The sequence below is a fragment of the Chitinophaga sp. genome, assembly GCF_036569185.1.
Lineage (GTDB): Bacteria > Bacteroidota > Bacteroidia > Chitinophagales > Chitinophagaceae > Chitinophaga.
This window is the reverse complement of the sequence record NZ_DATCRD010000226.1, coordinates 16,937-28,838: the sequence shown is the minus strand read 5'-3', so window position 1 is coordinate 28,838 and position 11,902 is coordinate 16,937. Positions and strand designations below refer to the sequence as shown.

At 48.3% G+C, this 11,902-nt stretch carries 7 protein-coding genes and 1 pseudogene; 5 read left to right on the top strand and 3 right to left on the bottom strand.

Annotation, left to right across the window (positions count from 1 at the left end):
• Window positions 1–398 (top strand): annotated as a pseudogene (locus tag VIM72_RS16955) (class I SAM-dependent methyltransferase); the annotation flags it as partial.
• A 222-nt stretch (window positions 399–620) separates the two neighbouring features.
• Here VIM72_RS16955 and VIM72_RS16950 read toward each other — a convergent pair.
• A complete protein-coding gene (locus VIM72_RS16950) occupies window positions 621–3,548 on the bottom strand; it encodes an FAD-binding and (Fe-S)-binding domain-containing protein (protein ID WP_332004017.1) in 2,928 nt (975 codons plus the stop codon).
• Between the two features lie 83 nt (window positions 3,549–3,631).
• Window positions 3,632–4,525 carry a DUF72 domain-containing protein gene (locus tag VIM72_RS16945; protein ID WP_332004016.1) on the bottom strand — a complete coding sequence of 298 codons (894 nt, stop codon included), beginning with the start codon at window positions 4,523–4,525 and terminating at the stop codon, window positions 3,632–3,634.
• A gap of 171 nt (window positions 4,526–4,696) precedes the next feature.
• On the opposite strand from VIM72_RS16945, the gene VIM72_RS16940 reads away from it, so the two are divergent.
• The 3 genes from VIM72_RS16940 to VIM72_RS16930 are packed head-to-tail and all read left to right on the top strand — an operon-like array spanning window position 4,697 to window position 8,912.
• Window positions 4,697–6,112, top strand: a complete 1,416-nt coding sequence (locus VIM72_RS16940; RefSeq protein WP_332004015.1) for a glycogen/starch synthase — start codon at window positions 4,697–4,699, stop codon at window positions 6,110–6,112.
• Window positions 6,113–6,156: 44 nt separating this feature from the next.
• Window positions 6,157–7,428, top strand: a complete 1,272-nt coding sequence (locus VIM72_RS16935; protein ID WP_332004014.1) for a glucose-1-phosphate adenylyltransferase — start codon at window positions 6,157–6,159, stop codon at window positions 7,426–7,428.
• A gap of 14 nt (window positions 7,429–7,442) precedes the next feature.
• On the top strand, window positions 7,443–8,912 hold the full coding sequence (locus VIM72_RS16930; protein ID WP_332004013.1) for a glycoside hydrolase family 130 protein: 1,470 nt from the start codon (window positions 7,443–7,445) through the stop codon (window positions 8,910–8,912).
• A gap of 3 nt (window positions 8,913–8,915) precedes the next feature.
• Here VIM72_RS16930 and VIM72_RS16925 read toward each other — a convergent pair whose 3' ends face one another.
• The gene (locus VIM72_RS16925; protein ID WP_332004012.1) at window positions 8,916–9,917 is read right to left on the bottom strand and encodes a glycosyltransferase family 4 protein; all 1,002 of its coding nucleotides are present in this window, start codon (window positions 9,915–9,917) and stop codon (window positions 8,916–8,918) included.
• Window positions 9,918–10,099: 182 nt separating this feature from the next.
• Here VIM72_RS16925 and bshC point away from each other — a divergent pair, with 182 nt between their 5' ends.
• Window positions 10,100–11,683, top strand: coding sequence for a bacillithiol biosynthesis cysteine-adding enzyme BshC (bshC, locus tag VIM72_RS16920; protein WP_332004011.1), 1,584 nt, complete (start codon window positions 10,100–10,102; stop codon window positions 11,681–11,683).
• Window positions 11,684–11,902: the final 219 nt, after the last annotated feature.

Sequence of the window (11,902 nt, the reverse complement as noted above, 5' to 3'; positions counted from 1 at the left end):
CCGCCGCAGAATTCCGTCGTATAAGCCGGAAGGAAGCCTGGGTAGTATTGATGTGGAACGTTCGCCAGGCGGAACTGCCATTTGAAAAAGGATATGAAAAACTCCTGCATCAATATGGTACGGACTATAAGGATATGCAGCACAGAAACGTAGGGGCGTCACAGTTATCTTCCTTTTTTCAATCCGGCACCATGCAGGAAAAAGTGTTCCAGAACGCCCAGCTGTTTGATTTTGCTGCGCTGAAAGGAAGATTGCTTTCTTCCTCCTATGTCCCCGAAGAAGGCCATCCATCGTACACACCCATGATGCATGCCCTGGAAGACCTGTTCCAGAAATATAAGGAGCAGGGCATGGTGAAGTTCCACTACGAAACAAAACTCTACGTAGGCAAAGTATAGCGCGGATTTTGTCTGACTCAGGATTATGATGATTAAACTGATTAATTTGATTGATCATTTTTGATTTTAATGGATTTGGGGAGATCAAAGCGAAAATATCCGCTTTGATCTCCCCAAATCCATTAAAATCATCGTTTATAAAATCAAAAAATAAAATCAAACAAATCAGTGTAATCAGCGTAATCAGTGTTCCAAGACAATCGCCGAAGGCGATCCCCTCCGCTACACCAGGCTGCTGTAGAGAATCTCCACCGGGTGCAGGGCTTTAACGCCGGTACCGTCTTTTACCTGGTGGCGGCAACTGGTGCCTGGTGCAGCGATGAGCGTGCCCTCTGCTGCATTGCGCACTGCCGGGAATAAGACCAGTTCGCCTATCTGCATGCTCAGGTCGTAATGCTCTTTTTCATAACCGAAAGAGCCGGCCATACCGCAGCAACCGGAAGGAATTACTTCCACGGAATAATTCTGCGGCAGTGAAAGCATCTTCTGGCTGTGCAGGGCAGAAGATAACGCTTTTTGCTGGCAATGCCCATGTAGTTTAATATGTTGTTTTGCTGTAGTAAACTGTTTTGAAGTGATGTGTCCTTTATCGGCTTCCGCAGCAATAAACTCATCGATGAGGAATACATTTTTTGCCAGCGCCTTGGCTTTGTCGCGCAGCCCTTCGCTTACGAGGTCGGGGTACTCATCGCGGAAACTCAGTATGGCAGATGGTTCTACGCCAAGCAAAGGTACATTTTCATTAATAACGTCACTGAATATACGAACATTCCGGTCGGCATATTCACGCGCTTTGCGCAATAATCCTTTCGACATATAAGCGCGTGCGCTTTCCGGGTGCTCCGCCATCTGAACATCGTAACCCAGGCGGTGCAACAGTTGTACGGCTTTGATACCGATGGTGGTATCGTTATAGTTGGTGAACTCGTCGCAGAAAAGGTATACTTTTTTACTGCCCGCAGCGCCTTGTTTTTCTTTCGGCCATTTTTCGTAGAACCATTTCCGTAAGGTGATGCTGTGAAGACCAGGCAATGAGCGTTTGGCGGCGAAGCCTGCAAATTTGCGGATGATGCCACCGGTAAAGGAGTTGTTGACCATGGCGTTATAAACACCCGGTGCAATGGCCGCCAGTCCTGATAATTTGGAGAAGTTGCCGATCATGTTGGCGCGCAGCGGTACCCCGTTGGCATCATGATAGTGCTGCAGGAATTCCATTTTCAGCTTGGCCATATCCACATTGGAAGGGCATTCAGATTTACAACCTTTACATGCCAGGCAAAGATCCAGTACGTCATAAATTTCTTTATGATCGAAGCGGTTTTCTTTGTTGCTGTTGGTAAGGAATTCGCGGAGAATGTTGGCCCTGGCGCGGGTAGTATCCTTTTCATTGCGGGTGGCCATGTAGCTGGGGCACATGGTGCCTCCGCTCAGCTGCGTTTTACGGCAGTCGCCTGAACCGTTGCACTGCTCTGCATGTTGCAGCATGGTTTGCTCCGGGAAATGAAAAATGGTTTTCAGCTCCGGCGCTTTTTGCCCTGGTTTGTAGCGCAGCATCGTGTTCATGGATGGTGTGTCTACAATTTTGTTGGGATTGAAAATGTTTTCCGGGTCCCAGGTATACTTGATCTGGCGCAGCAGTTCATAGTTTTTGTCGCCCACCATCTGTTTAATAAACTCGCCCCTGAGCCTGCCGTCGCCATGTTCTCCACTGAGGGAGCCATGGTATTTTTTTACGAGGGTGGCAATCTCTTCTGCGATTTTACGGAACAGTAAATTTCCTTCTTCTGTTTTCAGGTTGATGATGGGACGGAGGTGGATTTCACCGCTGCCCGCATGTGCGTAGTGCACCGCGTATAATTTGTATTGCGCCAGTATATCGTTGAAGTCGCGGATAAAATCGGGCAGGTCTTCCACAGCTACGGCGGTATCTTCTATTACCGGCACGGCCTTTTCATCGCCGGGAAGGTTGCTGAGCAGGCCCAGACCGGCTTTGCGGAGCGCCCATATTTTTTTTGTATCGTTGCCAAACAGCAGGGGGAAATGATATCCCAGTCCGGCTGCCCGCAGGGTGGCTTCCAGCCTGCCGGCAATTTCAATGATCTCTTCCCGGGTATTACGGCAAAACTCCACCACCAGGATAGCGCCGGGATCTCCCTGTACAAAAAAACGGTTCTTGCTTTGTTCAATGTTGTCCTTGGTACATTCCAGGATGTAGTGGTCGATCAGTTCACTGGCGCTGGGTTTGTAATCCATTACCAGCACATTGGCCCGCAGTGATTCATCTACATTATTAAAATGTATGCAGAGCAGGCCGGTTTCCTTTGGAGGAAGCGGGTCTACATGCAGTTTTATTTCTGTAAGAAAAGCCAGGGTCCCTTCGGAGCCGGCAATCAGTTTACAGAAGTTAAAATCTTCCGTACCGGCGGTAAATGGATTTGTTTCCAGCAGCATATCCACGGCGTAGCCTGTATTGCGGCGGGGTATGCTTTTTTTCGGAAATTCTTTCCTGATCTCCTCCTGGTAGCTGTGGTTACTCAGGGTGGAGCGGATCTGTTTATAAATCCGGGTTTCCAGCGTATCGGGGCCCTCGCATTTCCGGTGAAAGGCTTCAATGTCCAGGCTGCCAAAGGTCACCTCTTCGCCGTTGCTGAGCAGGGCTTTCACCTCCAGGAGGTGTTCGCGGGTGCTGCCATATACTACGGAGTTGGAGCCGCAGGAGTTGTTGCCCACCATACCGCCTATCATGGCGCGGTTAGCGGTGGACGTTTCCGGGCCAAAATAGAACCCGTGCGGTTTCAGGAACATGTTCAGTTCATCGCGGATAACGCCGGGTTGAACACGTACCCATCCTTCTTCTTTATTAAATTCCAGTATTTTGGTAAAAGTGCGGGATACGTCTGTAATGATCCCGTTTCCTACTACCTGCCCGGCCAGCGAAGTACCGGCGGTACGGGGTATCAGGGATGTTTTATTTTCACGCGCAAAACTGATCAGTGTTTTAAGATCGTCGATATGCTGCGGAATAGCTACTGCCAGCGGCATTTCACGGTATGCCGACGCATCGGTGGCATAGAGTGTCCGCATGGTATCATCTGTATAAAGCGTGCCTTCCAGTTTCCCGGCCAATTGTTCCAGCTTTTCGCGCATCATGGTAAAAACCTGTTTTGAGAGGGCGAAATTAATATTTCAGTCCGTCTTTTTCACCCCTTGTAATGTATTCGTAAAAAAAAGCGCTATTCTTTTACAAATTGGGGCTTTTTTACGTCTATCCCGCAAACGGCTTCCAGCTTATCGATCATATACACGGCCAGTTCTGGCGAAGTGGCTTCATCGTGCATGTGCATAAAAAAGTACAGTTCCTTCAAACCATTGTCCAGCCAGTATTTGATGCGGTTGGCCCAGTCGTCGATCCGCGTATAATCCGTTGGATGCAGGCTGTTGCCTACAAAGCGGATAAACACTTTCGGGATGGTGAGGTGCATATGCGCTACATCCCGCCTGCCGGCGGTATCAGTAATAATAAGGCCCACGTTGAGTTTATTGAGCTTTTCGTATAATTCCAGTCTTATGGCTTCATTCTCATACCATTCTTTATGTCGTAATTCCACGAAAAACTGCAGGTCAGTAGGCAAAGAAGCAAGATACTCGTATAGGTATTCCCGTTTGGCCGGGCCATATTTATCACTCAATTGTAAAAAGATGGGCCCCAGGTGTTTACCAAAGGCCAGTACCCCTTCCAGGAAAGCGGTGGTTTTAGGCCCGGAGCTTACCAGGTTGCTGAAATGACTGATCGCCTGTGGTACTTTGGGGCAGAATTTAAAATCCATGCCCTTTGCTTTTTCATCCCATTTGGCAATGGTTTCCGGGCCATAGATCTGGTAATGGGTGGCGTTCAGCTCAATGCTGTTGAAATGTTTTACATATTCGCCCAGGAAGGCGGATTCCTTTGTGCCTTTGGGATATATTTTCCCGATCCACTCCTTGCGGCCCCACTTGGCGCATCCGAGCCAGGCCTGCGGCTTTTTCACGGGTTTGCCTTTCAGCACCTTTTTGTTGAAAACAGGTTCTGCGGGCAACTTAAAATCAATGTCCATGAGCATATCTTCGGGAACGCGGCCAAAATCCATGAGCATTCAGCATTTAGAGGTGAAACACATAACAATTACTGTTACAAATATAAAGGATCACAGCGGCTCATGTGACCACCGGCGGGGATTATCATAATAATCATAAAAAATCATAGCGAAGTCTTTGTTTTCTTGTTTTTCCAGTTTAACTTAAATTATCAACTTAACAGCATGGAGATTTTACACATCAGCGCGGAATGTTACCCGGTAGCCAAAGTAGGTGGACTAGGTGATGTGGTAGGGGCATTGCCCAAATACCAGCACCAGCTAGGCAATTTTGCCAAAGTAGTGATACCGGCCTACAGGAATAAGTATTACCACACCCACGAATTTGACGTGGTACACCAGGCCGGTATGTGGCTGGGGCACAACTGGTACCACTTTAACGTTATAAAGGAACGCAGCAATGAGCTGGGGTTCGACCTGTACCTGGTTGACATTCCCGGTTTGCTGGATACCCCCGGTGTTTACGGTTACCCTAATGATACAGAGCGGTTCCTGGCCTTCCAGATCGCCGTGCTGGACTGGATCAACGAATGGCAGCATCAGCCGGATGTGATCCATTGCCACGACCATCACACCGGGTTAATCCCGTTCCTGCTGAACTACGGTTATAAATATGAGCGGCTGAAAAGCATTCCTACAGCGCTTACCATACATAATGCACAGTACCAGGGCCAGTTTGGCTGGGATAAACTTTACCTGATCCCGTCATTCGACCTGTGGAAATCCGGTATGCTCGACTGGGGCGGGGCTATTAACCCGCTGGCATCCGCTATTAAATGCGTTTGGCGTGTCACTACCGTGTCGCCGGGCTACCTGGAGGAACTGTACTCCAATGCCAATGGCCTGGAAGCGCTCATCAACCAGGAAAGGGCGAAAATGGTAGGCATCCTGAACGGAATTGATAATGTGGTATGGGATCCTTCCACCGACCGGATGTTATCGCTCAATTATGATACAGATACGGTAAGTACCGGGAAAAAAGAAAATAAGCAGCTCCTGTGCGAACGCTTCGGGCTGGACGCTTCCTTACCGCTGATCTCCTTTATAGGCCGCCTGGTAGGCGATAAAGGGGCCGACCTCCTGCCGGAAATAATCGGCAGAACCCTGCATGAACTGGCAGGCGAAGTAAATTTCCTCGTATTGGGGAGCGGGGAGCCCCATATTGAATGGTCATTGCAACAAACCCGCGCCGTAGTAAGCTATGGCTTTAATGTACATATCGGGTACGACGAATCGTTATCCCATCAGATATATGCCGGCAGCGATTTCCTGTTAATGCCCTCCAGGGTGGAGCCCTGCGGCCTTAACCAGATGTATGCCCTGCGTTATGGAACCGTTCCGGTAGTACGTAGTACCGGCGGATTGAAAGATACGGTCATCGACTTCGGCGACAAGGATGGCGTAGGCATCCGTTTTAACCAGGCCAGCGTTTGGGATGTTTGTTACTCCATAAAGCGCGCCATCGAATTGTACCGCGACTCCGGCCACCTGGACGAAGTACGATTAAGAGGCATGAACATTGATAATTCCTGGGACAGTTCCGCACAGCGGTACCTGGACATGTACAAGCGTATGAAATAGTAAAGAATAATTAGAGTGATGACCTTCTAAAACCAATTCCCATTATGACGAACGATGTAATATCCATTATTCTCGGAGGAGGGGCCGGCACCCGCCTGTATCCGCTTACCCGTCGCCGCTCCAAGCCAGCGGTGCCCCTGGCAGGTAAATACAGACTGGTGGATATTCCTATCTCCAATTGTTTGAATGCAGAACTGAACCGCATCTTTGTATTAACGCAGTTCAATTCCGCCTCCCTGAACAAGCATATTAAAAACACCTATCACTTCAGCAACTTTGATAAGGGGTTTGTAGATATACTGGCAGCGGAGCAAACCCCCGATAATCCCACCTGGTACCAGGGTACGGCAGATGCTGTAAGACAATGCCTTCACCACATGGAGAACTTTGAGTTTGAATATATACTCATTTTGTCCGGTGACCAGTTGTACCAGATGGATTTCAGGAAGATGATAAAGCACCATATAGACACCGGTGCGGAAATATCTATCGCCACCATTCCCGTAAGCGCCAGGGATGCTTCTGATTTTGGTATTTTAAAGGAAGATGAACAGGGCGCCATCGTTTCCTTTACAGAAAAACCTTCCCAGGCAGTGCTGCCGCCATGGGCATCGGAAGTAAGCGAGGAAATGCAGAAAGAAGGCCGGGTATACCTCGCTAGTATGGGTATTTATATTTTCAGCCGGCAGGTGCTGTTCGATATGCTGAATGCACAACCGGAAGCGGCGGACTTTGGTAAGCAACTCATCCCGCAGGCCATCGAAAATAAACGCAGGATCTTCAGCTATCAGTATGAAGGCTACTGGACAGATATCGGTAATATCCAGTCTTTCTTCGAAGCCAATATCGGTCTTACCGATGAAATCCCTTTATTCAACCTTTTTGATGAGTCGCAAACCATCTACTCCCGCGCCCGTATGCTGCCCCCCACAAAAATTTCCGGCCATATGGAGAAAACAATGATCGCAGATGGTTGTATTATTATGGCAGACAAACTGGAAAGAGTAGTGGTGGGGATCCGCACCCGTATTGGTAAAGGCAGCGAAATCAGCAATGCCTATATCATGGGAAGCGATTACTATGAAACGCTGGATGAAATAAGCAGGTCCCGCGCAGAAGGAAGGCCCCTCATGGGAATAGGTGAAAACTGCGTGATCAATAACGCCATCATCGATAAAAACTGCCGCATCGGTAACGGCGTACATATAAACGGTGGGAAACACTTAGCAGACGGGGATTTTGAAAAATATACAGTAAAAGACGGCATTGTTGTTGTTAAAAAAGGAGTTGTCCTGGAAGACGGATTCAGTATTTAACAAACAAGATAACCATGCGATTGTCTATAGAGCGGAAGAGTACCAAAATTTATCCTGATCTTAAAAGGGTAGTAGCCAGGTTTTTTTTTAACGGGGAAGCCAGGGCCAAGTCTATCATTCAACAGGTAGCCGCCATGAGCGATGCTGAAGTGGATGTAACGATCATGCCTATACTAAGAGAATTTTCCCGGCGTCACCGGAACATTACCAGGATATTTGAGCGGCATGCAGACCGGCTGAGACACCTGTTTCCCGGTTTGCAGATCGATTACGAAGCCCTCTCACACAAACGCAAATTGCTCACCGGTTCTTATTTCACCAATGAGTACTCCATAGAATCAGCCGCTTTCTTCAACCCGTCTCTTGTGGAAGATGTAGACCAGAGCGGGCTGGAAGAAGGACAGAAACGCGTGATCATGAGCTTCCGTGCAGTAGGCGAAGGGCACGTATCTTCTATTGCTTTCCGCTCGGGTATCATAGATAAGGACAACGAAATTTCACTGATAGCGCCCGGCAATTATGTAGATGAAGCGGAGATCATCCGTAACTCGCTCTATCATAAACAAACGTTCTTTCAGAATGCCGTATCCATCCGCCTGCCGGATTCCGTGATGCGTGAAATACAGAACTCCCTGCCGGACCAGTTTGAATACCTCGCCCTGAAAAAGGTGATCCGGGAAATGCAGCAGCGCTTCCAGGTAGATCATCTCCTTAAAAAAGGCCTGGAAAGAGTGCTATGGCTGGCCGATTCCTATTACGAGCTGAATTTTTCACTGGATACCGACCTGTCCGACCGTGTTATTTTTCCTTATTCAGAAGCAGAAAGCAGGGGTATTGAAGATGCCCGCTTTGTAAAGTATACCAGCGAAAACGGCAGCGTTACCTATTACGCCACGTACACGGCCTATGATGGTATCACTATTCAGCCCAAGCTGCTGCAAACAAAAGACTTCTATAACTTCAAGATCATGCCGCTTTACGGAGAAGGAGCGCAGAACAAGAACCTGGCGCTCTTTCCCCGTAAGATCAATGGCAAGTACGTAATGATTTCCCGGATCGATGGTATCAACGGGTATATCATGTACTCTGATAAAATTAATATATGGGAAAACCCGCAGATCCTTCATACGCCTAAGTATGCCTGGGAATTTGTACAGGTGGGCAACTGCGGTTCTCCTATAGAAACCCCGGACGGTTGGCTGGTGATCACACATGGCGTGGGCCCCATGCGTACCTATTGTATTGGCGCCAGCCTGCTGGACCTGGAGAATCCTGCAAAGGAAATAGGCCGCTTACGCGAACCGTTGCTGATGCCCAACAAAGACGAAAGGGAAGGATATGTGCCCAACGTACTGTACTCCTGCGGATCTATTATCCATAATGATGAACTGATCATTCCTTATGGTCTGTCAGACTATGCTTCAGGCTTCGCCACTGTTAAGCTCGAAAAACTGCTCACACAGATCAAGGAAGACGGTGTATAACTGTTATAAAGTGTTATATACATCGATGTATTGCATGGTCATGGTTTCCGCGCTGAAATTACTTTTCGCATGCAGGTGGCAGTGCTGGCGGTTGATCAGCGTAAGATCTTCTATACAGGCAGCGGCTTCCTGTAAATTGTTCACCAGGAAACCTGTTTCCCTGTCGCGGATCAGTTCCGGCATGGAACCACGGTTATACGCGATAACAGGCGTGCCGCAAAGCATGGCCTCCGCCACGCTCAGGCCAAAAGGCTCGTTAAAGTAGATGGGATGCAACAGGGCGCTGGCCTTGCCCAGCAGCTGGCTGCGTTCTTCCCCGCCCACAGCGCCGATAAAAATGATCTGTTCATCATCTATATAAGGTTTTACTTTCTCATTAAAGTAGGCTTCATCCTGGATGATGCCCGCTATGATCAGCTTACGGCGGGAGTGAAGGGCTATCTGTACAGCGTCGTGCGCGCCCTTATCAGGATGAATGCGGCCATAGTACAACAGGTAGCTGTCGGGCGCAGGCTCAAAGGCAAAATCATCTGTCCGGATCCCATTATACACAGTGGCCATGTAATGCAGCGATGCATGGCGGTCGGCGTTGCTGATAGACACATATCTTCCTATATCATTATACCGCTGGTATACCGGTAATATTTTATGGGAAGAAAACCCGTGAATGGTAGTTACCATCGGTGTTTTGATGAGCCGGGAATAGGTGAGGGGAAGGAAATCGAAATGATTATGGATGATATCAAAATCCCGGGCCTGCTCCATCAGGTAACTGATATGCATACACTCGTTTACCTTGGCATCTGCTTCACGGTCTTCCTCATATCCTTTGGCGCAAATGGCCGCCAGGACACCGGAAGTTACCGAATCGGCGGTGGCAAAAAGGGTTACCTCCATTCCCCTGGCTAACAGCCCTTCCGCCAGGTTGGATGCCATCTGTTCCCAGGGGCCGTAATGCCTGGGAGGCGTGCGCCAGGCCACCGGCGATAATATTGCTACCTTCATGATGCTAACACGGTTGTTTGCATATAGCTGTCAAAACAAGCGCCAAAGAAACAGGGTGATTGCCGGTCAACCAATATTCTGATCAACCAATCGACTAATTACCTAACTTCGTACATTCAAAAATTTCGATGTGTTGGCACTGCATCGTTTTGTAATTGGTAATTTGTAATTCGAAACTCAATATGCCCGAATATATTCCTTATGGGAAAACTGGTTATTTTAACCAGCTGGTAACAGATTTTTTAGCAGAACGTCCGCAGATCAGACCATTTTATACCTATTCCCCTGTACATCCGGATTTTAGCGCCGCCATCGCCGCCCGTCAGCAGTTCAACACGCCGCGCGCCGCGCTGGTAGCAGCCCTGGAACAGCAATATGCAGGCCTTGAGCCAGTACAGGCAGTACAGGATAATATTACAGCCCTGCTGCAACCCACTACCTTTACCGTATGCACCGCGCATCAACCCAATATTTTCACGGGTTATCTTTACTTCGTTTACAAGATCCTGCAGACCATTAAGCTTTGCGGTGAACTGAAACAACAATACCCGCAGTATCATTTTGTGCCGGTATATTATATGGGCAGCGAAGATGCCGACCTCGAAGAACTGGGCAGCATCTACCTGGAGGGAAAAACCATTACCTGGAACACTACCCAGCAGGGAGCTGTAGGCCGTATGAAACCAGATGGACTGGAAGCGCTGATTGCCGAAGTGAAGAAAGTGTTGGGATATGCACCTCACAGCGAAGAACTGATCAGCCTCCTGGAGAAGGCCTACCTGGAGCACGCTAATATACAGGAAGCCACGCTGTACCTGGTACATGCGTTGTTTGGCCGGTTCGGACTGGTAACACTGGTGCCCGACAGCGCTGCATTAAAACGTTTATACCTTCCCGTTATAAAGGATGAATTGTTTAACCAGGCATCGCATGCTATTGTAAGCGATACGCTGCAAAAGCTGGGAGAACATTATAAAGTACAGGCCAATCCACGTGAAATAAATCTTTTTTATTTACAGGATGGCTTCAGGGAACGCATTGTGCGGGACGGCGACCAGTGGAAAGTATTACACACCTCGTTGACTTTCAACACCGCCTCCCTGGAAGCCGCATTGGAAGCGCATCCTGAAAGCTTTAGCCCTAATGTTATTTTGCGGGGTATGTTCCAGGAAACGATCCTGCCAAACATTGCCTTTATTGGCGGTGGTGGTGAAATAGCCTACTGGCTGGAGTTAAAGGGACTTTTTGCACACTATAAAGTGCCTTTCCCGGTGTTGCTGCTACGCAATTCCCTGTTGCTTACCGATGAAATATCCCGGCAACGCATCACTAAGCTGGGACTCAGTACCAATGATCTTTTCAAGGGAACGGAAGATATTGTGAATGATTATGTGAAGCGCCACACCAATGCTTCGCTGGTGCTGAAAGATGAATACTCCGCCATCGAGCAATTGTTTGATGCGCTGGAAGAAAAGGCCCGCAGCATTGATGTAACACTGATTGCCACCACAGCATCTGAAAGAAAGAAAGCGCTGAAATCCATCGGTAAGCTGGAACATAAATTCCTGCGCGCAGAAAAGAAGAAATTCGCCTGGCAAACAGACCAGATCCGCCAGATTAAGAATAAGTTGTTCCCGGCCGGTTCCCTGCAGGAGCGCAAGGAAAACTTCCTGCCCTGGTACGCCCAGGAAGGCCCCGCCTTCTTCGACCGCGTGCTGGGCGCCATCACACCGGTAACCGACCAGTTCACCATCCTGGGCGAGTGAGCGGAAGCGGAGGGGATCGCCTTCGGCGATTGTCTTGGAGCAGGATTACTCTGATTATACTGATTAGTTTGATTTTATTTTTTTGGATTTTATAAAATATCAAGGGAGATAGAAGCAGATAGATTTGCTTTTATCTCCCTTAATTATTTTTTCAAAACCTGAAAAAAACAACAAAAAATCAAAAGTAAAAATCAAAAGTAAAAATCAAAAGTAAAAATC

Excerpts from the sequence above, each read along its gene's own strand:
- VIM72_RS16950 (WP_332004017.1), bottom strand. The coding sequence starts at position 3,548 with ATGATGCGCGAAAAGCTGGAACAATTGGCCGGGAAACTGGAAGGCACG.
- VIM72_RS16945 (WP_332004016.1), bottom strand. The coding sequence starts at position 4,525 with ATGGATTTTGGCCGCGTTCCCGAAGATATGCTCATGGACATTGATTTT.
- VIM72_RS16940 (WP_332004015.1), top strand. The coding sequence starts at position 4,697 with ATGGAGATTTTACACATCAGCGCGGAATGTTACCCGGTAGCCAAAGTA.
- VIM72_RS16935 (WP_332004014.1), top strand. The coding sequence starts at position 6,157 with ATGACGAACGATGTAATATCCATTATTCTCGGAGGAGGGGCCGGCACC.
- VIM72_RS16930 (WP_332004013.1), top strand. The coding sequence starts at position 7,443 with ATGCGATTGTCTATAGAGCGGAAGAGTACCAAAATTTATCCTGATCTT.
- VIM72_RS16925 (WP_332004012.1), bottom strand. The coding sequence starts at position 9,917 with ATGAAGGTAGCAATATTATCGCCGGTGGCCTGGCGCACGCCTCCCAGG.
- bshC (WP_332004011.1), top strand. The coding sequence starts at position 10,100 with ATGCCCGAATATATTCCTTATGGGAAAACTGGTTATTTTAACCAGCTG.